This window comes from Paracoccus mangrovi (genome assembly GCF_042648425.1).
Lineage (GTDB): Bacteria > Pseudomonadota > Alphaproteobacteria > Rhodobacterales > Rhodobacteraceae > Paracoccus > Paracoccus mangrovi.
Map to the genome: position 1 here is coordinate 95224 of NZ_JBHRXJ010000002.1, position 26552 is coordinate 121775.

The 26552-nt window shown below is 64.9% G+C and carries 24 protein-coding genes, 1 tRNA gene and 1 riboswitch; of the genes, 5 read left to right on the forward strand and 20 right to left on the reverse strand.

Annotation, left to right across the window (positions count from 1 at the left end):
• Positions 1 to 75 precede the first annotated feature (75 nt).
• From ACFOMH_RS02845 to ACFOMH_RS02865, 5 genes are all read right to left on the reverse strand, one after another.
• Positions 76 to 834: a hypothetical protein gene (locus tag ACFOMH_RS02845; protein WP_377742498.1), complete on the reverse strand. Its 759-nt coding sequence runs from the start codon at positions 832 to 834 to the stop codon at positions 76 to 78.
• Positions 835 to 845: 11 nt separating this feature from the next.
• Positions 846 to 2333 carry an NAD(P)-dependent oxidoreductase gene (locus ACFOMH_RS02850; protein WP_377742499.1) on the reverse strand — a complete coding sequence of 496 codons (1488 nt, stop codon included), beginning with the start codon at positions 2331 to 2333 and terminating at the stop codon, positions 846 to 848.
• A 210-nt stretch (positions 2334 to 2543) separates the two neighbouring features.
• On the reverse strand, positions 2544 to 3338 hold the full coding sequence (locus ACFOMH_RS02855; RefSeq protein ID WP_377742500.1) for an undecaprenyl-diphosphate phosphatase: 795 nt from the start codon (positions 3336 to 3338) through the stop codon (positions 2544 to 2546).
• Positions 3339 to 3371: 33 nt separating this feature from the next.
• A complete protein-coding gene (locus tag ACFOMH_RS02860) occupies positions 3372 to 4367 on the reverse strand; it encodes a complex I NDUFA9 subunit family protein (protein ID WP_374422252.1) in 996 nt (331 codons plus the stop codon).
• A 48-nt stretch (positions 4368 to 4415) separates the two neighbouring features.
• On the reverse strand, positions 4416 to 5999 hold the full coding sequence (locus tag ACFOMH_RS02865) for a GMC oxidoreductase (protein WP_377742501.1): 1584 nt from the start codon (positions 5997 to 5999) through the stop codon (positions 4416 to 4418).
• Between the two features lie 258 nt (positions 6000 to 6257).
• On the opposite strand from ACFOMH_RS02865, the gene ACFOMH_RS02870 reads away from it, so the two are divergent.
• Positions 6258 to 6342 (forward strand) — tRNA-Leu (locus ACFOMH_RS02870).
• Between the two features lie 407 nt (positions 6343 to 6749).
• Here ACFOMH_RS02870 and ACFOMH_RS02875 read toward each other — a convergent pair.
• The gene (locus ACFOMH_RS02875) at positions 6750 to 7142 is read right to left on the reverse strand and encodes a hypothetical protein (protein WP_377742503.1); all 393 of its coding nucleotides are present in this window, start codon (positions 7140 to 7142) and stop codon (positions 6750 to 6752) included.
• A 576-nt stretch (positions 7143 to 7718) separates the two neighbouring features.
• Between ACFOMH_RS02875 and ACFOMH_RS02880 the strand changes: the two genes are divergently transcribed.
• Positions 7719 to 8162, forward strand: a complete 444-nt coding sequence (locus ACFOMH_RS02880) for an NUDIX domain-containing protein (RefSeq protein ID WP_377742504.1) — start codon at positions 7719 to 7721, stop codon at positions 8160 to 8162.
• A gap of 24 nt (positions 8163 to 8186) precedes the next feature.
• Here ACFOMH_RS02880 and ACFOMH_RS02885 read toward each other — a convergent pair whose 3' ends face one another.
• Entirely contained in the window at positions 8187 to 9458 is a 1272-nt protein-coding gene (locus ACFOMH_RS02885; protein ID WP_377742506.1) for a PP2C family protein-serine/threonine phosphatase, read from the reverse strand.
• Positions 9459 to 9576: 118 nt separating this feature from the next.
• Between ACFOMH_RS02885 and ACFOMH_RS02890 the strand changes: the two genes are divergently transcribed.
• Positions 9577 to 9921 (forward strand): Hpt domain-containing protein, encoded by a 345-nt coding sequence (locus ACFOMH_RS02890; protein ID WP_374422260.1) that lies wholly within the window; start codon positions 9577 to 9579, stop codon positions 9919 to 9921.
• A gap of 95 nt (positions 9922 to 10016) precedes the next feature.
• Here the strand turns inward: ACFOMH_RS02890 and ilvA are convergent, their stop codons facing one another.
• Both ilvA and ACFOMH_RS02900 read right to left on the reverse strand, forming a co-directional pair.
• Positions 10017 to 11255 (reverse strand): threonine ammonia-lyase IlvA, encoded by a 1239-nt coding sequence (gene ilvA / locus ACFOMH_RS02895; protein WP_377742508.1) that lies wholly within the window; start codon positions 11253 to 11255, stop codon positions 10017 to 10019.
• 38 nt (positions 11256 to 11293) lie between these two features.
• On the reverse strand, positions 11294 to 12115 hold the full coding sequence (locus ACFOMH_RS02900; protein WP_377742509.1) for a hypothetical protein: 822 nt from the start codon (positions 12113 to 12115) through the stop codon (positions 11294 to 11296).
• A 146-nt stretch (positions 12116 to 12261) separates the two neighbouring features.
• Here ACFOMH_RS02900 and ACFOMH_RS02905 point away from each other — a divergent pair, with 146 nt between their 5' ends.
• Positions 12262 to 13488 (forward strand): argininosuccinate synthase, encoded by a 1227-nt coding sequence (locus ACFOMH_RS02905; RefSeq protein ID WP_377742510.1) that lies wholly within the window; start codon positions 12262 to 12264, stop codon positions 13486 to 13488.
• Positions 13489 to 13547: 59 nt separating this feature from the next.
• On the opposite strand, the gene ACFOMH_RS02910 is transcribed toward ACFOMH_RS02905, so the two are convergent.
• From ACFOMH_RS02910 to ACFOMH_RS02960, 11 genes are all read right to left on the reverse strand, one after another.
• Positions 13548 to 14303, reverse strand: coding sequence for an ABC transporter ATP-binding protein (locus ACFOMH_RS02910; RefSeq protein WP_377742512.1), 756 nt, complete (start codon positions 14301 to 14303; stop codon positions 13548 to 13550).
• The gene (locus tag ACFOMH_RS02915; RefSeq protein WP_377742514.1) at positions 14300 to 15310 is read right to left on the reverse strand and encodes a FecCD family ABC transporter permease; all 1011 of its coding nucleotides are present in this window, start codon (positions 15308 to 15310) and stop codon (positions 14300 to 14302) included. The genes ACFOMH_RS02910 and ACFOMH_RS02915 overlap by 4 nt, the downstream gene beginning before the upstream one ends.
• Positions 15297 to 16184 (reverse strand): ABC transporter substrate-binding protein, encoded by an 888-nt coding sequence (locus ACFOMH_RS02920; protein ID WP_377742515.1) that lies wholly within the window; start codon positions 16182 to 16184, stop codon positions 15297 to 15299. The genes ACFOMH_RS02915 and ACFOMH_RS02920 overlap by 14 nt, the downstream gene beginning before the upstream one ends.
• A 23-nt stretch (positions 16185 to 16207) precedes the next feature.
• Positions 16208 to 18109, reverse strand: coding sequence for a TonB-dependent receptor plug domain-containing protein (locus ACFOMH_RS02925; RefSeq protein WP_377742517.1), 1902 nt, complete (start codon positions 18107 to 18109; stop codon positions 16208 to 16210).
• A gap of 137 nt (positions 18110 to 18246) precedes the next feature.
• Positions 18247 to 18462: riboswitch (cobalamin riboswitch) on the reverse strand.
• 85 nt (positions 18463 to 18547) lie between these two features.
• Positions 18548 to 19546 carry a Gfo/Idh/MocA family protein gene (locus tag ACFOMH_RS02930; protein ID WP_377742519.1) on the reverse strand — a complete coding sequence of 333 codons (999 nt, stop codon included), beginning with the start codon at positions 19544 to 19546 and terminating at the stop codon, positions 18548 to 18550.
• Positions 19546 to 20433, reverse strand: coding sequence for a sugar phosphate isomerase/epimerase family protein (locus ACFOMH_RS02935; protein ID WP_377742521.1), 888 nt, complete (start codon positions 20431 to 20433; stop codon positions 19546 to 19548). Before ACFOMH_RS02935 ends, ACFOMH_RS02930 begins: the two co-directional genes overlap by 1 nt.
• Positions 20434 to 20460: 27 nt before the next feature.
• Positions 20461 to 21294, reverse strand: a complete 834-nt coding sequence (locus ACFOMH_RS02940) for a carbohydrate ABC transporter permease (RefSeq protein WP_374422276.1) — start codon at positions 21292 to 21294, stop codon at positions 20461 to 20463.
• Complete coding sequence (locus ACFOMH_RS02945; protein WP_374422278.1) at positions 21294 to 22217, reverse strand: carbohydrate ABC transporter permease; 924 nt, start codon at positions 22215 to 22217, stop codon at positions 21294 to 21296. Before ACFOMH_RS02945 ends, ACFOMH_RS02940 begins: the two co-directional genes overlap by 1 nt.
• 92 nt (positions 22218 to 22309) lie before the next feature.
• On the reverse strand, positions 22310 to 23524 hold the full coding sequence (locus tag ACFOMH_RS02950) for an ABC transporter substrate-binding protein (protein ID WP_374422281.1): 1215 nt from the start codon (positions 23522 to 23524) through the stop codon (positions 22310 to 22312).
• 45 nt (positions 23525 to 23569) lie between these two features.
• On the reverse strand, positions 23570 to 24487 hold the full coding sequence (locus ACFOMH_RS02955; protein ID WP_377742912.1) for an alpha/beta hydrolase: 918 nt from the start codon (positions 24485 to 24487) through the stop codon (positions 23570 to 23572).
• 53 nt (positions 24488 to 24540) lie between these two features.
• Positions 24541 to 25227, reverse strand: coding sequence for a GntR family transcriptional regulator (locus ACFOMH_RS02960; RefSeq protein ID WP_374422282.1), 687 nt, complete (start codon positions 25225 to 25227; stop codon positions 24541 to 24543).
• Between the two features lie 117 nt (positions 25228 to 25344).
• Here ACFOMH_RS02960 and ACFOMH_RS02965 point away from each other — a divergent pair, with 117 nt between their 5' ends.
• Positions 25345 to 26424 carry an ABC transporter ATP-binding protein gene (locus ACFOMH_RS02965; RefSeq protein WP_377742524.1) on the forward strand — a complete coding sequence of 360 codons (1080 nt, stop codon included), beginning with the start codon at positions 25345 to 25347 and terminating at the stop codon, positions 26422 to 26424.
• The last annotated feature ends 128 nt before the right edge of the window (positions 26425 to 26552 follow it).

A 26552-nucleotide genomic window follows, 5' to 3' on the forward strand; every position in this document is an offset into this window, starting at 1 on the left:
GTCTCCTGAAACAGAGAAGCGTTGTTGCGGGGCCGGCCGTGCGGCCCTGCGAAAGAGAAATTCCGGGGCGCGCCGTCAGCCGCCATTGGCGGGTCGGCGCAGTTTGACCATTTGCAGGTCACAGTCATATTCGGGCCGGGTGACGCCGAAACCGGGCTGGCCGGGAAAGGCAAAGGTCACCGGGCTGTCATTGCTTTGCTGGGCCGCGCCGGTCCAATCGGTGGATTCTTCGATGCCGCCATAGAAACGGCCATGGGCGCGGCTGATGAATTGCTGGCCCTTGCGCTGGATCAGGACATCGCCCGCCTCGCTATAGGTCGTCAGCTCAAAGCGGGTGATTTCCAGCGGCACCCCGTCGATGGTCACCTTTTCGCCGGGCAGCACGTCAAAGCCGACATGATGCAGCCGCTGGCCGTCATTGGCGCGGGTCCAGAAATCGAAATCGTCCCGCCCGGTCGCCAGAAGGGTCGAAAAGGACGCGTGATCTTCGGCATCGGGCACAAGTTCGTCGCGGATGCCATTGGTCAGGTTGGTGCTTTCCAGCCAGCGCGTTTCCTTGTCGATATGCGACTGATAGACGGGGCCATCCGGGGTAAAGATGCTCACCCGCTGATCGCCCGCCGCATCGCTGCCACAGCGGTAATGCTGCGACACGGTGCAGCCGCGGTTCTGCACCGTCATTTCCAGGGTGCAGCCCTGGGGCGGGGTGAAATTCGCCGCCTGAACCGGCAGGCCGGCCAGAACCAGAGCCGCCGCCGCCATGGCCGGGCTCAGCCGGGCGGCAAGGCGCGGCGGCCGGGCCGGGATCGGATGCGTTTGCGCATGATGCGACATGGCCTGCCCCCCTATTCCGCCGCGACGCGGGCGGCGTCGGACAGCCAGTTCGCGATGCTGTCGGCGGCCTCGCGCCCGTCGCGGATCGCCCAGACCACCAGCGACGCGCCACGCACGATGTCGCCCACGGCATAGACGCCCGGCAGGCTGGTCGAATGGGTCTGATAATCGGCCTTGATCGTGCCCCAGCGGGTGACCTCAAGCCCCTCGACGCCCCAAAGGCGGGGCAGGTCCTCGGGCTCAAACCCCAGTGCCTTGATGACCAGATCGGCGGGTTCGTCGTAATCGGCGCCCTCGATCAGTTCGGGCGACTGGCGGCCCGACACGTCCGGCGCGCCCAGACGCATCTTCTGGACCCGGACCGAGGCGATGGCGATGGGGTCGCCGTCAACGTCCACTTCCTGCGCGATCATCGCCTCGCCGGTGACATGGCCGGCAAAGGCGCCGGGCGCGGACATCCAGACGAATTCGACGCCCTCTTCCTCGGCGTTCTGCACCTCGCGCTGCGAGCCGGGCATATTGGCGCGGTCGCGGCGGTAAAGGCATTTCACCGATTGCGCGCCCTGGCGGATCGCCGTGCGCACACAGTCCATGGCGGTGTCGCCGCCGCCGATGACGACGACGCGCTTGCCGCGCGCATTCAACTCGCCATCCTCGTAATCGGGGATTTCGTCGCCCAGATCGACCCGGTTCGAGGCGGTCAGATAGTCCAGCGCCCGCACGACGCCACGCGCGGCGGCATTGTCGATATCCAGATCGCGGGTCTTGTAGACGCCGGTCGCGATCAGCACCGCGTCATGCTTGCCGCGGATGGCGTCAAAGCTGATATCCTCGCCGACATTGGCGTTCAGCACGAATTCGACGCCGCCATCGGCCAGCAGCGCGTTGCGGCGTTCGACCACATGCTTTTCCAGCTTGAAGCCGGGGATGCCATAGATCATCAGCCCGCCGGCGCGGTCGTGGCGGTCATAGACCGTGACCTGATAGCCCATGCGGCGCAGCCGGTCGGCGGCGGCAAGCCCGCCCGGGCCGGCACCGATGATGCCGATGGATTCGGCGCGTTCGACCACCGGGGCGATGGGCTGGACCCAGCCTTCCTCCCACGCGGTGTCGGTGATGTATTTCTCGATGGCGCCGATGGTGACGGTGCCGTGGCCCGATTGTTCGATGACGCAATTGCCTTCGCACAGACGGTCCTGCGGGCAGATGCGGCCACAGATTTCCGGGAAGGTGTTGGTTTCCTGACTGCGCAGATAGGCCTCTTGCGTGCGCCCCTCGGCGGTGAGGCGCAACCAGTCGGGGATGTTGTTGTGCAGCGGGCAATGCGACTGGCAATAGGGCACGCCGCACTGGCTGCACCGGCTGGCCTGTTCCTTGGCCTTGGCATCGGCGAATTCGCGATAGATCTCGTGGAAATCCTCGGATCGGGATGCTGCATCGCGTTTCTCGGGCATCTCGCGCCCAAGGTTGACGAATTTGAGCATCTTTTGCGTGGCCATGGCTGCGCGTCCTTCGCTAACGAGGGTGTCCAAAGCCTGATAGGACAGGGCGCGCGCAATGAAAAGTCAGTACGGTTGACCTATTTGACGATTTTTCGTGCTGCGCGGGCTTTCGCCGCGGCATAGCGGCAATTTTTAGGTCAGTTTAGTTTACCTAAATGCATTCCGCCCCAGCAAATCCATGCGATTCGGCCTCCGAAAGGGCCGGGGTCACTGAACGATTCCCGCCCAGCCCAGCCCCAGCAGGATCGCACCAAAGACGATGCGGTAAACGGCAAAGGCGGTAAAGCGATGGGTGCGGATATAGCCCAGCAGCCATTTCACCGCGACAAAGGCCGTCACCATCGACACGACAAAGGCGATGCCCATGCCGGTCCAGTCCTCGGTCCCGGCGCCGTCCTTGAATTCCTTGAGCAGGGCATAGCCGCTGGCCGCATACATGGTCGGAATGCCGACCAGAAAGGCGAATTCCGTCGCCGCCGCGCGGTTCGAAGTGCCCAGAAGCATGGCCGCGAAAATCGTCGCCGCCGAACGCGAGGTGCCCGGAAACATCCCGGCGATGATCTGGGCGATGCCGACGGCGATCGCCACGCGCCATGTGATGGCCACGCGGTCGGGCTGTTTCTCGGCGACGCTTTCGGCCCAGATCATCCAGATGCCGCCGATCACCAGCGCCCATGCGATCGGGGTCACGGTTTCAGGCAGCTCGAAGCCCAGCTTCTTGACCACCAGCCCCAGCACGGCGGTGATGCCAAAGGCGGTCAGCAGTTTCAGCAGATAGTCGCGATTGGCCGGGTCGCCCCAGCCGGTGATAAGCCCGACCAGACGCCGCCAATAGATCAGCGTGACGGCAAGGATCGCGCCCGCCTGAATGACAATATTATAGGCGTCCGAGCGCGCACCCAGCACCTGTTCGGCCAAAAGCAGGTGCCCGGTGCTTGAGATCGGCAGGAACTCGGTAATCCCCTCGATCACGCCAAGCAGGACATCGTTCAGATAGGACAAGCCGCAATCCCCTCAAAGGCCCGAGCCGGCGGCTCAGTTGTCGCGCAGGTTCTTGGCCGATGCGGTGATCGCCTCATATTGCCCCGAGGGGCGAAAGCGCCACAGATATCCGTCGATGACCGCAGCCGCCGCGACCGGCTCGATCCCCAGATCGGCAAAGGTCTTGACGCCGCTTTCGCCGACCCGGTTCGGATAACGCAGGCTGCGGGCCTGATCGCGGGTCAGGATGCGGTTCGTCAACAGCCCGCCGGTCACGACCTGCCCGGCATCCAGCACCGATCCCATCACGCCGGCCATCCAATGCGGGATGCCGATGATCGCGCGGCGGCGGTCAGTCGATTTCAGCACCTGCCGCGCCACCTCGCGCATGGTCAGCACATCGGGACCGCCCAGCTCATAGATGCCAGGCCCCGCCTGACCCGAGGCGGCCATCGCCGCCGCATGCGCCGCATCCATGACATGGACCGGCTGAACCTGGGTATTGGCGCCGGGGACGAACAGGAACGGCCCCAGCCGCGCCATCGAGGCGATGCGGTTATAGAATTGATCGTCCGCGCCAAAGATGATCGAGGGGCGCAGGATCGCCGCATCGGGGCGATGTTCCAGCACCAAAGCCTCGCCCCGGCCCTTTGAGGCGGCATAGCGGCTTTCCGAATTCGCATCCGCACCCAGCGCCGAGACATGCACGAAATGGCGGATCCCCGTCCGGGCGGCGATGCGGGCGATGCGGCCGGCGGCCTCTTCGTGGATGGCGTCAAAGGTGTTCTTGCCCTCGCGCACCAGAATGCCCACGCAGTTCACCACGGCATCGGCATCGGCCATGCAGGCGGTGACGGAAAGGTCGTCGCGGACATTGCAGGGGACCGGCTCGATCTGTCCGGGGGCGCCATAGGTGCGCACGGTGCCGGCCTCGTTGGGGCGGCGCACGGCGACGCGCACGCGCCAGCCCTGTGCGGCCATGACCCGCGCGATCTGCCGGCCCAGAAAACCCGAGCCCCCGTAAATGGTGACAAGCTTGGCTGCGGACATGGCGGTCATCCCCTTACTGGCGTACCTCCACGTTCAATAGCCAAGGCTTCAGACAGCGGCAAGCCGTGGCTGCATCTGCGCGGCAATTCGCGCACCCACCCGAAGCGCGTTGGCGGCGATGGTCAGGCTGGGGTTCACCCCGTTCGAGGTCGGCATGAACGAGCTGTCGGTGACATAAAGATTGTCCAGACCATGCATGCGGCAATCCCGGTCCAGCACGCTGGTCGCCGGATCGTCGCCAAAGCGCAGCGTGCCACAGGGATGGGCAAAGTTCAGTTCCGGCGCAACGCTGGTGAACATGGCGCGATGCGGGCGGAACGCCTGGCGCATGGCCTTGCGAAAGGCGGCGCGGCGATCCTGCAATTCTTGCGAGATGTCATAGTGAAAGCGCAGCCGGTCGCCATCCTCGGGGTCGGGCAAGACCCGGTTGTGGATATAGGGCAGATCCTCAAGCACGCCGACAAACAGCTTGGCCTGACCCAGCGTCCGCGCGGCAAGCCAGGCCGGCACCCGCAGCCCGTGCCGCAGCGGACGGATGTTGCGCAGGGGCGAGCGTGCGAATTTCTTGTGCAGCGCATAAAGGATCTCGCCGTAACCGGCGGTCAGGCCCATGGATTGCACGGTGCCGAAACGCTGACCGTCCATCGAATAGAGATCGCGCATGCTGATCGAGCGTGCAGCGCCGCTTTCGCCCCGGGTGCGCCCGGCCCAGATCGCGATGATCTCGCTTAGATGGAACATCAGGTTGCGCCCGGCCAGCCCGCTGCGATTGCCAAGGCCCTGGGGCCAGATTTCGCTGGCCGACCGCAACAGCAGAGTGGGCGAACCCAGCCCCCCGGCCGCCAGCACATAGCGTCGCGCGCGCAGGGTGAATTCCTGGTCTCCACGGCGGCATCTCAGGCCGGTCACGGTGCCGGCATCGGCCTCGATCCGGGTGACGCTGCAATCGTCAAGCAGCGCGGCGCGCCCGGTGTCCAGCGCCGGCAGCACCCCCGCCGAACGCCCGTCCATCTTGCAGCGGCGCGGGCAGCGGCGGCCAAAGCAGCTTTCGCAGCCGGGTACGAAACGCGCCGCCATATGCGTGCGATAAGGATGCATGCCGGCCCGGCGCAGATCCTCCATCAACAAGGCGTCCGAGGCGGGCAGGGGCGTGGCCGGCGGCGGCAGAACCGCGCCCTCGGGTGCCAGCGGATCCACCTCTCCGTTGATCTGAAAATAGTTTTCGGCCATGGCGAACCATGGCTGGAACTCGTTATATCCGACCGGCCAGCCGCCTATCGGATGCGGCTGGGTGTCGGTTTCGTCAAGATCGTGACGTTCGGGCCGTTCCAGCGTGGCGGCGTAATAGGCTGAGGTTCCGCCCACGCCCGCGCCGACCATGCCGTCCAGTTCGAACCATTGGCCGTCCAGCTCCGCCTCAAGCAGGCGCGGCCAGCTGCCATTGGCAAGGCGCGCCGCCGGCGCGGGGTCGGCGATCTGGATCGCGGGCAATGCGGCATCGCCCAGATCCGGCCCCTTTTCGACGAACAGAACCGACAATCCGGCCTCGGTCAGGGCTCTGCCGACGGAACCCCCGCCGATGCCCGTTCCGATGACGATCGCGTCCCATTCGCGTGAAATCAGATGGTCCATATCCAACTCATCACGCTTGCCGAAGTGAACACCGGCAAAGCCATGTTTGTCAAAGTCTTGATATGAGTCCGCCCGGATAATAGGCAAGCTGGCCATATGGACAGGGGTCTTGCGCGCATGCGTTCCGATGCCGTGCAAGGGGGCCGTGACGCAAGTTTGCGATGTGCGATGAAAAATTTTTCACTGCCGCAAAGATTCTTTGCGACCCCCCGTTGACACCCCCCGCGGCTGGCCTTAATCACCCCGCTCACACCACCTGCCCAGGTGGCGGAATTGGTAGACGCGCACGGTTCAGGTCCGTGTGCCGCAAGGCGTGGAGGTTCGAGTCCTCTCCTGGGCACCATAAAAACCCCGCTCCTCTCTGAGGGGCGGGGTTTTTCAATTCGCACCTTTGTCGTGGATGGTGGCGTCTGATTTTTGCTTTTATTTGCAGTGTGTTGTGATTTTCTTCTTGTGCCTTGCCCATGCGGTGATGTCCCCTGATCCCTGATCCCTGATCCCTGATCCCTGATCCCTGATCCCTGATCCCTGATCCCTGATCCCTGATCCCTGATCCCTGATCCCTGATCCCTGATCCCTGCCGGCCCGCGTCATCGGGGGCGCGAGGTTCTGCGACCGATCACCGAACGGCTCGATCTTGAAGCGCCCGATCTTGAAAGAGTCTATCGTCGAAAGGCCGCTCACCGAACGGGGCATGCCGTTCCGCCGTGGCTTCCCCCAAATCCGACTGTCCGGCGCCGCGCTTCCGGGTCAATCGGGTGGTGGTGCGGGCATGAAATAGGGCATGTCGTTTTCATCCTGATGCGGAACGAGATAGCCAAGTGCGCTAAGCTTTTCGCAGCGCGCGATCCGTTCCGGTTGAAATGGCGAATAGGCGTCGCCGGATTGTTCCACCATCAGCAATTGCGCGGTCAGTTCGTGCCCCAGCAAGGGCAGACGCGGATCGCCGTTGATTTCCCTTGGCGACGGGGGAACGCCGCGCCTGTTCTCTTCCCAATCGCATTCGGTGCAGTGGCGGCTGCCGAAATAGCCCCATTCTTCATCATGATCGGAAAAGGTGACGCCGCCGCATCCCGGACAGTGATGACGCCGATTGCCGGCCGCCCGGAGCAAGCTTTGACGAAAAATCCGGTCAATTCGCATGCTGCGATCCGCCCGGATGCGAGGCTTGGCGCAGGGCGCACCTGTTGCCCGTGCTAGTCGCATGCCCGGCGTCACAGATGGCGCCGGGATGATACTCCGTGCCGTGAATGGCATTCTGACGAATCCGGCGGCGTGACATATGAAATGTCGTGCCAGACCACAGGGGACGGTCCCGCCCCTTGGTGACCGGCCCCGCCGATGCCCCGCCTTTGCTGAAACTGATCAAGGTCATATCCGCCCCTGTCCGCGGATCGCCTGCCATGCTGTCCGCGCCGACCGCAGGCCCGACAAACGTGGCCCCGATCATCGGGCCGTTCCGTTCCCCCGAGGCCGTGATCGGCCCCGCGTTTTCCCGCGTCGGCGCAAAGCCTGCATGGAATGCGCGATGCCTTTGCCGGCTTGGACGGATGCGAACGCCAAAAAGAAACGTCCCCGCGACGCGCCACGGTCTTTTCCACCGAAGTCCGGTTGCCGGTTCGCGTTGCGGCGCCCGTCCGCCGGGGCTATGCAACCCGGGATATGACACAGGTCGCGGCGTTCCGTGCCGCGATGGCTGCAAGGCAAAGGCAGGTTGCGATGATCCGGCGTTTCGGCCCGCCGCCCGGGCGGCATCCCTATCGGCTAAGACCCGGCGCCTATGCGGTGCTGATCCGCGACGGGCAAGCCCTGCTGACCTTCCAGCATCAGCCCGAGCCCGAATTTCAGTTGCCCGGCGGCGGCATCGATCCGGGGGAATCGCCCTTGGCCGCGCTGCATCGCGAGGTGCGCGAGGAAACAGGCTGGACGATCGGGGGCGCGCGCCGGCTGGGCGTCTATCGGCGCTATTGCTATATGCCGGAATATGGTTTCTGGGCCGAAAAGCTTTGCTCGATCTGGGTCGCACGACCGATTTCGCGCCTGTCCGCGCCCAGCGAGCCGGGGCACGAGGCGCATTGGGTCGCCTTGTCGCGCGCCGCCGCGCTGTTGCCGGAACCGGGCGCGCGGGCGCATCTGCGTCTTGCGCTGCGGCAAGGTGGGTGACCGGATCGGGCCGGCCGGCGCCGATTAGTCCCATTCGGTCTGAGCCTCGCGGCTGCGTTCGATCAGAACGGCGGATATATCGTCATTGGGGCGGCCCTGGCTGTAATGCGCGGCCGACCAGCAGATCGATTCCAGCAAGGCATCGCCCTTGAGCGAGGCATTGGTGCGCAAGATCGCCTGCAACCCGTCATCGCCCAGGGTTTCGCCGCGCTGATTCTCTGTTTCCGTCAGCCCGTCCGAGGTGATGAACAGCCGGTCGCCGGGATTCAGCGTTAGCTGCACCTCGTCATATTCGGCATGGGCGAATATCCCCACAGGCAAGCCGCCGCGTCCAATCGCCTCGATGGTGCCATCGGCGCGTTGCAGCACGGGATAGGGGTGTCCCGCCTGTACCAGCCGCAGCTTCCCGCTGAGAAAATCCAGATCGGCATAGACCATGGTGAAATAGCTGTCGGTGCGCAGGTCATCCAGCATCAGCCCGTTCAGTTCGCGCAGAATCTCGACCGGGGGGCGGGCGTCATATAGCCCCAGATCGGTCACCTTGAGCGCGATATTGTGGTCGGTCGCGCCCGATAACAGCGCCGCCAGCCGCGCGCTGAGCAAGGCCGCCGCAACCCCGTGCCCCGACACATCCAGCGCAAACAGCCCGACCCGGCGTGCGTTGATGGGGAAGAACCCGACCAGATCGCCGCCGATATGACCCGCCGGCCGCATCAACAGCGACAGGTCGAATTCGCCAAAGCGGCCGTGTCGGTCGCGCACCAGGCTTTGTTGCAGATTGCGCGCCTCGCGCAGGTCGCGTTCGATCGCCGCCTGGGTTTCACGCAGCTGGGTCAGGGTTTCGCTGAGCTGCGCATTGGTTTTGCGCAGGCTTTGTTCCATCCGCAGGATGCGTTCGCTGGCCGACAGCCGCGCCAGCAGCTCGGCCCCCGAAACCGGCTTGGTCAGAAATTCATCCGCGCCCGCACGCAGGCCGGCGGCAATGTCCTTTTTATCGTTGCGCGAGGTCAGAAGGATGAAATAGCCATAGCGATCCGATTGCATGCTTCTGAAATCACGACAGAAATCCAGCCCGCTTTGCCCGGGCATCATCCAGTCCGAAATGACGATATCGGGTCGTCGCTCAACACAGATTGCCATTGCCTCATCGCTGTTCGAGGCCTCGACGACGTGATAGCCGGCGCGGATCAATTGGACGGCCAGCGTCCGCCGCTGTGCGCGGCTGTCATCGACAAGCAAAACCAGCCGCGAACTTCGCGGTACGGTTTTCACGGCCTGGACATCGACAATGCTCATGCGCGATTACTATCCCGCATTGGTTGAATGTTCCGTTAATCCAGACAATTTTCGCGATTAACCGGATATAGGGGAATTGCCTGATATTGTCTCAGGACGAATCTGCCAAAGGCTGGGTATGCTGGACTGGGACCGGATCAATGAATTGCGCGGGGAGGTCGGCGATGCCGAATTCCAGCTGATTCTGGAAATGTTTCTTGATGAGGTCGAAGGGGTGATGATGCGCCTGTCGTCCGAGGATCCCGTACGGCTGGAAACGGATCTGCATTTTTTGAAGGGTTGTGCCTGGAATCTGGGATTCTCGGCCTTTGGCGGGCTGTGCGATGAGGGCGAGCGTCAGATCGGGGAAGACCGCAGCGCGCAGATTTCTATTGCCGATGTGATGACCTGCTATTCGGAATCCAAGAAGATGCTGATGCAGGGGCTGGATGCAGCGCTGCATCCGCTGCGGCGGGCGCAATAGGGCCAGTCTTGCGGCAGCCCTTTTGTGCTGGCCGGCGCCCGCAATCGGCGTCTGCTTTCGGATGACGGCGCCGGAATGACCGGGCCAGCGCCCGGTCAGATCAGGAATTCGGCCAGCACCGGATCACGGGTAATATCGCGATAGCCGATCCCGTGCTGTTCCAGCCTTTCGCAAAGCAGATCCAGGTTTCCGGGCTGGCTGGTTTCGATCCCGATCAGGATCGAGCCGAAATTGCGCGCCGATTTCTTGAGATATTCAAAGCGCGCGATATCGTCCTCGGGGCCCAGCAATTGCAGGAATTCGCGCAATGCGCCGGGACGCTGGGGCATGCGCAGGATGAAATAGCGTTTCAGCCCGGAAAATCGCTGCGCGCGCTCCTTGACCTCGGGCAGGCGTTCGAAATCGAAATTGCCGCCCGAACAGATGCAGACCACGCGTTTGCCGGCCAGATCGGGAATATCCTGCAACACATCCACGGCCAGCGCGCCGGCGGGTTCCAGAACGATTCCCTCGATGTTCAGCATTTCCAGCATGGTCGCGCAAATGCGGTCTTCGGGGGCCAGATAGACCTGATCCGGGGCGAAACGGCCAAGCTCGGCAAAGGGCAGCGCGCCGATCCGGGCCACGGCGGCGCCATCGACGAAGTTGTCGACCTGGGGCAGCGTGACAGGGTGACCGGCGATCAGCGCGGCCCGCAGGCTGGCGCCGCCTTCCGGCTCGGCAAAGGCGGCTTGGGTTCCGGGCGCGAGATCCGCCAGCAAATGCGTGATCCCGGCCGACAGCCCGCCGCCGCCTACCGGCAACACGATCAGATCGGGCGCACCGCCCAGCTGATCCAGAAGTTCCAGCCCGACCGTGGCCTGACCTTCGATGATATCGGCATCGTCAAAGGGCGACAGAAAGCTTGCGCCCTGTTCGCCGGCATAGTCCTGGGCCGCGGCCAGCGTCTGGTCGAAATAATCGCCGATCAGCACGATCTCGACCGCGTCGCCGCCGAAAATGCGGGTCTTGTCGATCTTTTGGCGCGGCGTGGTGACGGGCATGAAGATGGTGCCACGGGCGCCGAAATGGCGACAGGCAAAGGCCATGCCCTGGGCATGGTTGCCGGCGCTGGCACAGACGAAATGCCGGGCTGCGCCGCCCGCGACCTTGCGCATGGCGTTGAAGGCGCCGCGCAGCTTGTAGCTGCGCACCGGGGTCAGATCTTCGCGTTTCAGCCAGATTTCGGCGCCGTATTTCGCCGAAAGGTGGTCATTCTTCTGAAGCGGGGTCGGCTCGAAGAGGTCGCGCAGCGCGATCTCTGCCTGCCGGACCGAGGCGGCAAAGTTTTCCATGCTCCGCGAATGGCGCGGATTTCGGGGCTTGGCAAGGGTCAGCTGAACACTTCCGCCTTATCGTCCTCGGTGTCGGGCAAAAGATAGACTGTGTTGAACCCCGACACGGCAATGATGAAAAACAGGAAATAGGCCAGCAAGAATGCGATGGCATCAAGAAAGATGGCCGTCTCGTGTAAGTAAGATCCGTCTGTTCCGATCAGTACTGAACGGACCGCGAATATGATCCCGACGAGAATCCAGATGCACAATGCGCCGATGATTGCGCAGCCCCAAAGTGGGCGGGACAGCGGTGCCGTGCGGAGATAGGCGCCGTGAATGCCGACCCGTTCCCGCAGGGCGCGGCTGACCTGAACCGGGGCGAGTCGCAGCGAAAGCCAGACCCCGAAAACCGTTGCCGAAAAGGCGGGTATCGCGATCAGAATGGGCGGCGCGCCCGTTTTCAATATGACCATCCCGATGGCGGCCGCCATCGCCAATGCTGGGCCCCAGGTCACCACCGGCAAAAGCAGCGAGACGATAAAATAGGCCAGAACCGGCTGTGTATGCCAGATCGGCAGGAACCGCGCGGGTTCTTCGCCCAGCAGCACCAGCCGGTGCCAGCCGACCGCGCTCCAGGTCGTGCCGATATAGGTGGCCAGCATGACGATGCTCCCGGCGGCAAGGCTGACCGGACCCGGCGGAAGGCCCAACATCGCCATCGCATCGAGCGGCAGCAAAAGACGTTCGCTGAAGTATGATGGCATTTGCAGCAGCCATATCAGCCCCATGACAGACAGGATCCGCCCGCTATACCGGCCGATCTGTTGCAGCGTGATGCGCAAAAGCTCGGTCGTGGTGACGGTTCCATGGGCTTGCATCGCGATGGCTCATGTCTGTTGAAGCTTGGGGCGTGGGGGCAAAGGTCGTCTTTTTGGCGGGTTTCGGGGCAACTATCTTTTGGCGCGCCCCTTGTTGCAACGGGTGAAAGGTCCTATCCCTGCGGCAAATTCGAAGGGGACACCGCATGACCGACGCGCCGAAGAAAGTCGTCCTTGCCTATTCCGGGGGGCTGGACACCTCGATCATCCTGAAATGGCTGCAAACCGAATATGGTTGTGAGGTGATCACCTTCACCGCCGATCTGGGCCAGGGCGAGGAACTGGAACCGGCCCGCAAAAAGGCCGAGCTTCTGGGCATCGCCCCCGAGAATATCCATATCGAGGACCTGCGCGAGGAATTCGTGCGCGATTTCGTGTTCCCGATGTTCCGCGCCAATGCGGTCTATGAGGGGCTTTACCTCTTGGGGACGTCGATTGCGCGGCCGCTGATTTCCAAGCGTCTGGTCGAGCTGGCCCATCAGCACGGCGCCGATGCCGTGGCCCATGGCGCCACCGGCAAGGGCAACGATCAGGTGCGCTTCGAGCTTTCGGCCTATGCGCTGGATCCCTCGATCAAGGTCATCGCGCCCTGGCGGCTTTGGGATCTGACCTCGCGCACCAAGCTGATCGAATTTGCCGAGGCGAACCAGATTCCGATCGCCAAGGACAAGCGCGGCGAAGCCCCGTTCAGCGTCGACGCCAACCTGCTGCACACCAGCAGCGAAGGGAAAGCGCTGGAAAACCCCGCCGAAGAGGCGCCCGATTACGTCTATCAGCGTACGGTTTCCCCCGAGGATGCGCCCGATACGCCCGAATATATCGAAGTGACCTTCGAACGCGGCGATGCGGTGGCGATCAACGGCACCCGTCTGTCGCCGGCGACGATTCTGACCGATCTGAACGAATATGGCCGCAAGCATGGCATCGGGCGGCTGGATTTCGTGGAAAACCGCTTTGTCGGCATGAAGTCGCGCGGCATCTATGAAACCCCCGGCGGGGCCATCCTGCTTGAGGCGCATCGCGGCATCGAACAGATCACGCTGGACAGCGGCGCGGGGCATCTGAAAGACAGCCTGATGCCGCGCTATGCCGAACTGATCTATAACGGTTTCTGGTTCAGCCCCGAGCGCGAGATGTTGCAGGCGCTGATCGACAAGTCCCAGGAACATGTCACCGGCACCGTGCGGCTGAAACTCTATAAGGGCAGCGTGAATACCGTTGGCCGCTGGTCGGATCATTCGCTTTACAGCGAGGCGCATGTGACCTTTGAAGACGATGCCGGCGCCTATGATCAAAAGGATGCGGCGGGCTTTATCCGGCTGAACGCGCTGCGCCTGAAGCTGGTCGCGAACCGCAACGCCCGCGTCAAGTAAGGGTGTTTCGCAAGTTATCGCAAAGCCGCGGACGATCTGTCCGCGGCTTTTTGCATGTCTTAAGGTGCGCGGGCGGGCAACAGGTCCAGCGGCTGAAAGACCGGCCCCTGTGCGGTATCGGCGAAATGGGCGCTGATGCCAAAGACGCGGCCGATATGGTCGGGGGTCAGCACCTCGGCCGGCGGACCCTCGGCCACGATGCGCCCCCGATCCAGCAGGATCAGCCGCGAGCAATGGCGCGCCGCCAAGCCCAGATCGTGCAGCGAGGCGATGACCGCGCCGCCTGCGGCGGCCCGCGCGGCAAAGACGCGCATCGCGGCGATCTGGGCGGCGGGATCCAGCCCGGCGATGGGTTCATCCGCAACCAGAAGCGGGGTTTCCTGCGCCATGGCGCGCGCGATCAGGGCGCGGGCCTGTTCACCGCCCGAAAGCTGGGTCGCGGGGCGGTGGCGCATCTCGTCCAATCCAAGGGCCGTGATGGCGCGGTCGATGGCGGCGGCGTCACCCGGCGCCGCGCCATGGGGAATGCGCCCCAGCGCGACCAGCCGTTCGACCGTGACCGGCCAGGCGATCTGTCGCCCCTGCGGCAGAAAGGCCGCCATCCGCGCCCGCCTCCCCGGCGGCAGCATGGCCAGCGAGGAATGCCCCTCATGCGCCAAAAGCCCCAGCGCGGCGCGCAGCAGGCTGGTCTTGCCGGCGCCATTCGGGCCGATCAGGCCGATGAACTCGCCCGGCGTGATGTCAAGGCTGATGCCCTGAACCACCTTGCGGCTGCGGCGGGTGACAGAGAGGTCGCGCAGACTCAGCAGCATCACGGATCGTCCCTCTGGCTGCGCCAGATCAGGTGCAGGAAAAACGGCGCCCCGATCAGCGCGGTCAGAACCCCCAGCTTCAGGTCGCGCTCTGGCACGATCAGGCGCACCGCGATATCGGCGGCCAGCAGCATCGCCGCCCCACCCAGCGCCGAGGCCGGCAACAGGCGCGCCGGTTCGCCCCCGCAGGCGCGGCGCAAAAGATGCGGCACCACCAGCCCGACAAAACCGATCGCGCCCGCCACCGCCGTGGCCGATCCGACCAGCATGGTGGTCCCCACCACCAGCATCAGCCGCAGCCGCCGCAGCGGGATGCCCAGCGAGGCGGCGGCGTCCTCGCCCAGGGTGAGGGCGTTCAGGCCGCGCCCGGTGCTCAGGATCAGTGCCGTGCCGATCCCGAAAAACGGCAGCATGGTCCAGACATGCAGCATCGACCGGTCGGCCAGCGATCCCATCATCCAGAATACGATCTCGCTGACCGCGAAGGGGTTGGGCGACAGGTTCAGGACCAGCGAAACCAGCGCCCCCGCCAGCGCCGAAATGGCGATCCCGGCCAGAATCAGGTGCAGCGAACCGCCGCCGCGCCCGCCGGCCAGCATCAGGATCAGCAGCACCGATCCCAGCGCGCCGGCCAGCGCCGCCAGGGGCAGGCCCATGGGCAAGGCCGCGGCCAGCCCGGTCTGGATCGCCAGCACCGCCCCCAGCGCCGCCGCGCCCGAGGTGCCGATCAGCCCCGGTTCGGCCAGGGGGTTGCGCAAAAACCCCTGCATCGCCGCCCCGGCAAGGCCAAGGCTGGCGCCGACCAGCACGCCCAGAATGGCGCGCGGCAGGCGGATTTCACGCATGACCATGGCCATGAGGTCGCCGTTTTCCCCGCGCAATAGCGCAGACCAGCTTTCGCCGGGCGCAAAGCCCCCGGGCCCGGTGGCCAGCGACACCAGAAACAGCGCCGCGACCAGCGCCGCCAGCCCGGCCAGCAAGGCGATCCGCTTGCGATCACCGGGCGGCATCGGCGTGCCCCGGCGTGGTGTTTTTTTCCGTGGTGTCGCCCCCTGCAGCCCCCTCCTGTGCGGCCGCCGCCCGCAACGCGGCGATGGCGCCCAAAAGCTGTGGCGTGCCGCAGGACCAGTCCGGCCCGCTGGCCGCGTCGATGGTGCCGCCCCGCAACAGCGCGGTCAGCGCGGGGTGGCTCAGCACCTCTTCGGCATGCGAGGCGGTGGCATAGCGTGGGCTGCGGATCAGCATGTCGGGATCGCTCAGCACCAGCGTTTCCAGCGCCATCTGGCCGCCGGAGGTGATCCCCAACTCGGTGGCGATATTGTGCAGGCCCGCCTCGGTGACGATCTGGCCGGCCAGCGAGGCGTTGCCCCAGCTATAGCCGTTCGGATCATAGATCGCGGCCCGCAGCGGCGCCGCATCCCGCGCGGCCCGCAGCGTGGCAAGGCCCGCGTCGAAATCGGCGATCATCCGCGCGGCGCGGGCCTCCTGACCAAGGGCCTGTCCCAGCTGGCGGATATTCTCGCGCACCTCGGTCAGATCGCGGGCCGGCGCGAGTGTCAGCACCGGAACCCCCAGCCGTTCCAGCATCGCGACCGCAGCCCCGCCGGAATAGCGCCCGGCCAGAACCAGATCGGGACGCAGGCGAAACAGCTCTTCGGCATGGCCGTGATTGCGGCCATAGGCCCGCGCCCGATCCGCCATGGGCGAGACCGCCGGATCGTGGCCCAGATGGCTGATCGAAATCAGCTGCCCCGGTGCCGCCAGCATCATCGCCAGCTGATCGGTGCACAGGTTCATCGATACGACCCGGCGCGGCGCGGCACTTGCCGCCCCGCCCAGCATCAACCCCGCCGCAAGGATCAGCGCGACAAGGCTCGGCGTCACCCGGGTCCCGAGCCGGGGGCCTGTCACCATTTGGCCTCAAGCCCCAGATAGGCCTGACGTCCCTGCGTGCCGTAACCCCAGACATCGGAATATTCCTTGTCAAAGAGGTTCACCACGCGGGCGGTGGCGCGGACGCGGTCGGTCAGGTCATAGCCCCCCGACAGGTTGACCAGCGTGTAATCGGGCAGTTCCCGGACCTGATCGCCGTTCCAGCCCTGACTGTCGTAATTGCCCGCGACGTGGCGGATGTCGCCCCCGATCCAGCCGCGCCCGTCCCAAAGATCGTGGCGCGCGCTCAGGCCAAGCTGATGGCGCGGGCGGCGGACCTCGACCGATCCGTCGGGGTTTTTCGCGTCCAGATAGGTATAGCTCATGCCCAGCCACAGCGCGTCGCTGGCCTGCCATTGGCCGGCGACCTCGACCCCCTGCCGGCGGCTTTCGCCGCGCTGGTTGACATAGCTGGCGCGGCCATCGGGGGCGGCGCCGACCGCATAGCTGATTTCGTCCTGCATGTGTTCGTTGAAATAGGTCACGTCGATGCTGCCGCGCCCGTCCATGAGCTCGGCCTCGACGCCCAGATCAAAGCCGCTGTTGCGTTCCGGGCTCAGGCCGGGATTGCCCAGCGTATAGGCGTCATCGGCGAAAAGTTCGTAATAGGACGGCTTGACCAGCCCGCGCCCGGCCGAGGCATGCAGCCGATAGCGGCTGTCCGGCACCTGCCACGACAGGCCCAGATTCCAGCTGGTGAAATCGGCGAAACGGTCGAAATCGTCGCGCCGCAGGCCGGCCTGAATGTCCAGCCCGTTTTCCAGAAAGCCGCGATATTCCAGCGCCAGCGAATTGTTGGCGCGGGCATAATCGGGGGCGGCGTCGTTTTCATCCTCGACCCGCTCGATCATCAGGTTCAGCAGATGCCGCGCCTCGGCGACGGGCCGGCCGTCCAGCCCATAGCTGAGCCGGTATTTCAGCGCCCGGGTTTCCCCGCGCGTTTCGTCGTCGCTGTCCTGACGCCGTTTGAAGACCGATTCCTGATATTCCAGCCGGTGGACCAGCCGCCCGTCCGCCATCACATATTCGCCCCAAAGCGCGCCGGTGAATTCGTCATGCCGGCTGTGCCGGTCGGGATCGTCGATCAGATAGGTCCCGGCGCCCGTGGCCGAGAAATTTTGGGAATCGTAATCCATGTCCTCGCGCGCGCGGCGCAGGGTAAAGCCAAGCTGCAAGGCATCGCTGGCCTGCCAGTCGCCGCTCAGCCCAAGGCTGCGGCGGTCGATCCCGTCCTTTTCGTCGCCGTTCAGCGCCGAGTTATAGCCGTGATCGTCATGCTTTGAGGCCGTGAACATCAGCCCGCCGCGTTCGCCGCGCTGGCTGAACCAGCCTGACAGGGCATAGCCGTTTCCGACCTCGACGCGGCCGCCGGCATGGGTGCCGGGCTCGGCGCGGCGGGTGACGATATTGATCACCCCCGCCGAGGCGTTCGATCCGTAAAAGACCGATTGCGGGCCGCGCAGCACCTCGATGCGGTCGATATTCGCGGTCTCAAGCCCCGAGAGGTAATATTCGTCATTGCCGCCCGTCGCCGGCACGCCGTCGATCAGGATCAGGGTATGGTTGCCCTCGGCGCCGCGGATGCGGACCTGGGTCTGGGATGCCCCGGCCGAACTTACGGCGACGCCCGGCACGATGCGCAGCGCGTCCTGAACGGTGCGCAGGCCGCGCCGCTCGATCTCGTCTGCGGTCAGCACGGTATGGGCGCGGCCATAGGCATCGGCGGCGATCGGGGTCAGCCCGCCGGTGATGACCACCGGGTCCAGCTGGACGGTGTCGGGGTCGCCTTGCTGTGCCCAAAGGGGCAGGGGGGCGATGATCGCGGCAAGAAGCGCGGTTCCGGGGAGGGTGGGCGCAAAAGCGGCTTTGCGGGTCATGTCAGGGCCTTTCCAGCGCAGGGCGAAGCCTGCGGTCGACAGAATGGCCTGCGGGGGGCGTGATCGGGGATACGCGCCGCAGACCGGTGAAGGTCACCTCTGCGGAACGGCCGCTTTCCACGCGCGCCCCGCGCGGGAAATGGGTGATTGCTGCGGCAGGTCTCCTGGCTTGCGGGTCGTCGCTTGGGCCGGTCTTCCCGGGGATCGCGCCCCAGTGACATGGTCGGCCTTTGCTCGCCGCTTACAGTTGCGGGGGCAGCCGGGGATTTGCCCGTCTGGTCCGTTGCCGGACCGGGCGCACCGCCGTTCCCTTTTATCCGGGCAGGCCCGGAACCGAAGCGTTGCCCGGATGGCGCAAGGCCCGGCCCGCTGTCAAGCGAAACCTGTTGACCCGCCGGCGCGCTTGCCGGGGATGCAAAAGGGCGCGGGCCGGCGCGATCACTCTTCGATCAGCGAAATCATGCGCTCCAGCCGCCGCATCGCCAACCAGCCGTCGCGGATCTGCGGCGCATGGTCGCGCTGGCCGGAAAACAGCGCCGCGACATCGGTCAGCAGCGCGTGATAGCCCTTGTGATCCTCATTCGCGGCGGCGGTGAAATTCGGCCGCCAGCTCAGCGTATCGCAGGCGGGGTCCAGCGTGGCGGCGGGATCCTCGGCCTTGAAGGGCGGGTCGCGATACCATGCGGCGTTGATGATATTGTCCACCTCGACACGGTTGTGGTCGCCCATGATCTGGATGAATTCCATCGGCGTGCCGCGCGATTGCACGGTGCCCATGACGATATTGCCGATGACGCCGTTCTCGCAGGTGAAATTCATGTGGATCAGCATCTTGCCGGGGGCGGGCACGTTCTTGCGCAGCCCCAGATCCGCGAATTCCGCGCCCGCGAACCACGGGATCAGGTCCATGTAATGGACACAGTGATGCAGGTAAAAGCCGGTATAATCCACCTCGCCCGCGAAATAGGTGGGCGCGGTCAGATAGCTGCCATGGATGCCCAGCACCGGGCCGAAATCGCCGCCGTCAAGGATGTTGCGGGCGATCCGGTTGCCGGTCGAATAGCGTTTCATGAAGCCGACGGCGACCGGCACTTTCGCGGCATCCGAGGCGCGCATCAGCTCTTCGGCCTGGGCGGCGGTGGCGGCGGGGGGCTTTTCCATAAAGACGGGCAGCCCGCGCCGGATCGCGGCCATGGTGGCGCGGAAATGCACGTCCGGGCCGACGGCCATGCCGACCGCGTCGATATCGGCCTCGGCGATCATGGTCTCGTAATCGTCATACACCTGGGACGCGCCGAATTGCCGGGCGGCGTTTTGGGCCGCCGCCGGGTCGCGGTCGCAAACGGCGGCAATGGCAAAGCCGCTGCGCGCCAGTTGCGGCATCAGCATCCAGGTCGCGTGCCGGCCGCAGCCGATCCAGCCAATCTTGATCGTCATCAGTGGTTCACCTCTGCAAAGCGCAGCGCGGCGCGGATCAGGGCCAGTCCGGCGCGCAGCTTGTCGTCCTCGTTCTCGTGGGGGGGGCGCCAATGGGCGATGGGCAAGGCCAGCCGGTCGTCGTCGCGCCGGAACGGTTCAAGCGAGACCGGCCCCGCATAGCCGATCTGTGCCAGGGCCCGCATGATCGCGGTCCAGTCCATATTGCCGGTGCCGGGAAAGCCGCGATGGTTCTCATTGGCCTGAAAATGGACCAGACGCGGGCCGGCGGCGCGGATCGCATCGGGGATCGATCGTTCCTCCATATTCATGTGGAACGTGTCCAGCACGATGCCCAGCCCGGCCGATCCGACCGAATCCACCACCTCGATGGCCTGCGCGGTGGTGTTGACGATATCGGTTTCGAAGCGGTTCAGCGGCTCGAGCGCGAAAACCTTGCCGGCACTGGCGGCGATGGGGGCCGCGCGGGACAGCCCTTCGATGGTGCGCGCGGCCCGCGTCGCGATCTGGTCGGCGGTCCAGGGCTGCGGCGGGCGTCCGGCAAAGACCAGCGGCTCGCCATAAAGCGGCCCGCCGATGATGTGCGCGCCCAGCCGGTCGGCCATCTCGACGCAATATTCCAGATAGTCGAGCCCCCCCTGCCGCGCGGCCGCATCCTCGCCCGCGATCGAGCGTTGCAGATTCACCCGCGCCGCCAGCACGATCTCAAGCCCCTGATCGGCGCAGATACGGCGCAGCTCGGCCGGGTCAAGGTCGTCGTCGGGCTCGGGAACCAGCAGCTCGATGAAATCAAAGCCAAGCGCGCGGGTCCGCGCCAGAAGCGGCAGCGCCGCGTTGGTAAAGGGGCGGGTGAATTGCATCGAGATGATGCCGATGGGGTTTTTCATGTCATTTTCCTTGGGGAAGCAGATGGTTCATCCCTTGACCGCGCCTTGGGTCAGGCCGCCGACCAGACGCCGCTGCACGATCAGGAACAGGATGGTGGCGGGCATGGCGCCGACGATGCCGCCGGCGGTCAAAAGCCCCCATTGCACCTGATATTCGCCGATCATGGTCTGTACGGCGACGGTGATCGGGCGCACGTTCTGTCCCCCCAGCGTCAGCGCGTAAAGATATTCGTTCCATGCCGTGATAAAGATATAGATGCCGGTCGCGATGATGCCCGGCGCGCAAAGCGGCAGGATCACCCGCACCATCGCTTGCAGCCGCGAACAGCCGTCCGTCATCGCCGCCTCGTCCAGCGATTTCGGGATGCCGTTGATATAGCTGGTCATCATCCAGACCGAAAACGGGATGGCGATGGTCGAATTGGCGATGATCAGCGCCAGATGCGTGTCCAGCAGCCCCAGCTGCCGCATCAGCACGAACAGGGGCAGGATCAGCAGCACCAGCGGGAACATGTTGATCAGCAGGAACTGCATCAGCAAGGCGCGCTTGAACCGGAACTCAAAGCGCGAAAAGCTGTAGGCGGCGGTGACCGACAGGCTGAGCCCCACCACGACCGTGCCGGCGGCGATGATCAGGCTGTCGAGCATGTTGCGGGCAAAGCCCACATTGGCGAAAAGCCGCGTGTAATTGTCCCAGACCAGATCGCCAAGCGCGGGGCCGCGGGTGAACAGCTTGTCCTCGGCCGTAAGCGAGGTCAGCGCCATCCACAGATATGGCCCCAGCGTAAAGATCAGGATCGCCGCCATCGGCAGATCGACGGTCAGGATGCGCCGCGCGGTGGATTTGCGTCCCAAAGCCATCACTGCACCGCCTTTCCGGCGCGGCGCAGATAAAGCACCACCACCCCCAGAAGCAAAAGCGTGAAGGTCATCGCCAATGCCGAGCCATAGCCGAAATCAAGATTCGTGCGCGCCTCAAGGAACGCATAAAGCGGCAGGGTATAGGTGGCGTATCCCGGCCCGCCCCCGGTCATCACGAAAATGACGTCCATCGAATTGGCGACCCAGATCGTGCGCAACAGGATCGCGGTGAACAGCACCCCCGAAATCCCCGGAAGGGTGATATGCCAGAACTGGCGCAGGGGCGACGCCCCGTCCAGCGACGCCGCCTCGTAATAGCTGCGCGGGATGGATTGCAGCCCGGCCAGGATCATCACCGCAAAGAACGGAAACCCCTGCCATGTCAGCGTCAGGATGATCGCGTAAAGCGCGGTGTCGGGATTGGCCAGCCACGGGACCGAGGTTTCCAGAATGCCGATGCGCAGCAAGAGATCGTTCAGAATCCCGTAATTGCTGTCATAGATCCACGCCCACATCAGCGCGATCACCACCGAGGGCAGCGCCCATGGAATGATGATCAGCGCCCGCGCCAGCGGCCGCCACGGAAATTGCTGGTTCAGCAACAGCGCCGTGGCCAGCCCCAGAAGCGCCTGCGCCGGCACCGTGATCGCGATCCAGATCACCGTATGGCGCAACGAGATCCAGAAGACCTCGTCCTGAAACACCGCCAGATAATGTTTCAGCCCCACCCAGTCGAATTTCTTGGGCCGGAACAGGACATATTCATGCAGGCTCATCCACGCGGTCTGGATCATGGGAAAGAACACGATGGCCAGCGTCACCAGAACCGCCGGCGACAACAGCGCAAGCGGCATGACCTGACGCCACAGGCGCGCCTTGCGGGGGATGTCATCCGTTGGTCTTGCGGCGGATGTCGGTGTCATCGGGCAAACCTCTTGCGGTCCCGCCGGATGGGCCGGCGGGCTGGACAGGGTTGACCCCGCCCGCGCGGATCACGCGGGCGGGATGCGGGGGGTCATTCCTCGGCGAAAAGCTCGGCGATGGCGGCGTTCATCTGTTCGGCGGTGATTTCGCCGTTCAGCGCGCGCTGCATGTTCGTCGGCCAGACCGTGTTGACGAATTCCGGCGTCGCGGGCGAGGGCGGCAAGAGATGCGCGAAAGGCAACGAATTCTGCGTCGCCTCGATGAAGCGCTTTTCATGCGCGGTCCAGTTGGCGCTGTCGGTCCTGGTCACCGGCAATTGCCCGGTGGCGGTGTTGAACTGTGCGTTGTTTTCCGGCGAGGACAGGAAGGAAATCCATTTCCACGCCGCGTCCTTGTCGCTGGCATTGGCGAAAACCCCGGTCGATTCATCGCCAAAGGTGGTCCAGCGCCCGCCGCCGCATTCCGGCACCGTGGTCGCCGACACCTTGTCGCCAAGCGCCGCCACCAGATCGTTCGAGGACCCGATATGGTGGATGGTCATCGCCGTCACCCCGGTCTTGAAGGCGCCGATGATTTCCTGAAACCCGTCATTGGGGGCCGAGGGCGGGAACACCTTGTCGGTGCGGAACATGTCGATGACATATTGCGTGCCCGCGATGCCCTCGGGCGAATTCAGGCTGTCGTCCAGCGCCACGCCCGTCCGGCCCAGCGTGAAGGCGCCCCAATGTTCATGCCCGGATTTGCCGCCGCGAAAGCCGAAGCCATAGACATCGGTCTGGCCGTCGCCATTGGTGTCGCGGGTCAGCTTGACCGCCGCCTCGCGCAGCTGTTCACAGGTCTGCGGCACCTCAAGGCCCAGCTCGGCGAACATGTCGGGGCGGTAATAAAGATACAGCGCCACATATTGCACCGGCAGGTAATATTGCTTGCCGTCCTCGGCGCGGGTCAGGTCGAAGAGATTTTCGAGGATCTCGTCCTTGCCGTCCCAACCGGCGATGCGCTCGTCCAGCGGTTCCAGCGCCTCCATTTCCAGCAGGCGGGGCAGGGCGTGCATTTTCAGCATGGCCGCATCGGGGGCGTTGCCGCCGACGATCGCGGTGTAAAGGTTGTCGTAATAGCTGTTCCAGGGCACGTTCTGGGCGTCGATCTTGATATCGGGATTGGCCGCCTCGAACTTGGCCACCAGATCCGACATCGGGTTTTCCGGGTTGTCGAAGTGATACCAGAAACGGACCGTGCTTTCGGCATTGGCGATGGCCGGGATCAAGCCCGCCACCAATGCCAGTATGCTGATCTTATTGCGCATCCTCAGTTCCTCCCTATTTCAGATGCAGGCCGCCTTGGGGCGGCTTCAGGTCATTTCGCGAAAGATGTCGCCCGCGCGCCGGAACGCCGCCACCGATTGCGGCAACCACATGCTCATCTGCATGAAGCCGTGGGTGACGCCGGGCACCAGATCGAAGACATCGCCCCGACCCACCGCATGCAGACGCGCCGCCAGACGCTGGCTGTCGCTGCAGAGCGGGTCGATTTCGGCCGCGTTCAGGTAAAGCGGCGGCAGATCGGCCAGCAGCGCGTCGGGCGCATTGGCCGGCGTCAGACAGGGGTCATGGGCGCGCGCCCCGGCATCGGCATAGAAATCCCAAAAGCGGCGCATCTTGTCGCGGGTCAGGCCCGGCCCGTCGGCGATGGCCTGGTAGCTGGGGCTTTCGAAATCCGCGTCCCAGACGCCATAGAACATCAACCCCGCCTGTGGCAGGTCGCGCCCCGCCAGCCGCAGCATCAAGGCCATGGCCAGATTGGCGCCGGCGCTGTCGCCCGCGACCGACCAGCGGCGGCCGGGCAGGATCGCCTCGCGCCCGGCCCAGACCGCGGCGCAGTCCTCAAGCCCGGCGGGATAGCGGTGTTCGGGTGCCAGCCGATAGTCGAAGGTGACGACGGCGGCGCCGCATGCCTGCGCCAGCTGGCGGGCCGCGCCCTCATGCGTGGCGGCGGAACAAAAGCACCAGCCGCCGCCATGAATATAGAGAATCGCCCGCCCGCCCGTGTCGGTGTCCGGGATATAGACATAGGCGCGGCGGCCGTCGGCGGTTTCCACGACCAGCTCGCGGGCCATGACGGGGGTGCCGGTGTTCCAGCGCCGGTTCAGCCGTTCCGACAGCGCGCGGCCTTCGGCCGGGGGCAGGATCGTCGGATCCGGCTGGGGCCCGTCCTCGGCCAAAAGGCGGTCAAGAACGGCCCGCATTTCGGGCGCCAGTTGCGGGGCCAGTTTAGGGGCCTGTTTGGCGGCCGGTCGGTCGGCCGGGTGATCGGCGGCTTGCATCAAGGAACGTCCTGATCGGGGGTGAATACGGCCGGGCCGAAATCCACGATGGTGGTGATGTGATGGGACAGCGCCCGCGCCAGCGTGTCGGTGTCGCGGCTTTCCAGCGCCTGAATGATCGAACCGTGCCGTTCGGCCGTCGCCAGCAGGTCGCGGCTTTCGGGCGTGGTGTTCAGGATCTTGAACCGCTGCGTATGCACCAGACAGCGAAACAGCACCGGCTCGACCACCGGCATGGCGGCGGCGGCGAACAGTCGCAGGTGAAAGCCGCAATCCTGTTCCAAAAGCCCGTATTCATCGCCTTGCAGGGCCGCCACGCGCATGGCCTGCAACCGCAGATCCAGATCCCTGAGCAGGGCGTCGTCGCACCCCGCCACCACGCCGGCGGCGGCGCGGCATTCGATGCCATGGCGGATGCGCAGCAACTCGCCGGCATCCGTGGGGCTGGCCTGGGCGACATGGGTGTCGCGCCGTGCCCGGCGTGACACCAGCCCATCCTCGGACAGGCGCATCAATGCCTCGCGGATGGTGCCCTGGGCGCATTTGAACCGCTGCGCCAGATCCAGCTCGCGCAGCGCCGCACCCGGTGACAGCGTGCCCAGCACGATCTCGCGGCGCAGCGCATGTTCGACCGTCTCGCTGCGGCTGAGCTGCGTCGAGGCAAGAGGCCGCTCGGCAAGGGTCATCGGATTCTCCTGCTGGGAACAATTTCATTATTGATAATTTCACAATTATTGATAATGTCAAGATTATTGATAACGCATCCCGACAGGCCAAGAGGTCGGCGCGGGACAGGGGGGAAAATGGCGCGCATCAGTCTGAACGGGATCGTCAAGCGTTATGGCGCGGCCGAGGCGATCCACGGGGTTGATCTGGATATCGAGGACGGCGAATTCGTGGCCTTTGTCGGGCCTTCGGGCTGTGGCAAATCGACGATGCTGCGCATGATCGCCGGGCTCGAGGAAATCAGCGGCGGCCGCCTGCATATCGGCGGGACGCTGGTCAACGATGTCGAACCCAAGGGCCGCGATGTCGCCATGGTGTTTCAGGATTATGCGCTTTATCCGCATATGTCGGTGGCCCAGAATATCGGGTTCGGCCTCAAGATGCGGGGCGAAACGCCCGATACGATCCGCGACAAGGTCGCCGAGGCGGCGCGGATCCTGCAACTGGACGAATTGCTGGACCGCCGCCCCGGCCAGCTGTCGGGCGGTCAGCGCCAGCGCGTCGCCATGGGCCGCGCCATCGTGCGCAAACCCAAGGTGTTTCTGTTTGACGAGCCGCTGTCCAATCTGGACGCCAAGCTGCGGGTCGAGATGCGCACCCAGATCAAGCGCCTGCACCGGATGCTGCGCACCACGACGATCTATGTCACCCACGATCAGGTCGAGGCGATGACGCTGGCCGACCGCGTGGTGGTGCTGCGCCGGGGCGACATCATCCAGCACGGCGCCCCGCTTGAGCTTTATTCCCGGCCCAATTGCCGCTTTGTCGCCGAATTCATCGGCTCGCCACAGATGAATATCCTGCCAGGGACGGTGGTCGCCGCCGATGCCGGCGCGGCGATCGGCTTTGACGGCGGCGCCATCGCGCTGTCGCGGGTGGATGCGCCGCCCGGCACCGCCGTCGATATGGGGCTGCGCCCCGAGCACCTGATCCCCTGTGCCGAGGCCGAGGCCGATTTCATCGCCGAAATCGACGTGACCGAGGAACTTGGTTCGGACACGCTGGCGATCTGTCTGATGGCGGGGCGCGAGTTGACCGTGCGCCTGCCGCCGGGGCATGGTGGCCGTCCGGGCGCGCGCTTGCCGCTCTGCTTTGATCGCCGGAACCTGCATGCCTTTGATGCCGGGGACGGCCGGCGGCTGGATTTCACCGCCTGATCGCAACCCGATCGCAACCCGGCTTGCGGTGTGGGGGCGGTGTGGGGGCGGTTTCACGAAAGACTGTTCCACCCGCCGCCTCAAAAGGCGAATGGTGGCCCATGTAACCACAGGGTTGCAGGGCGCTT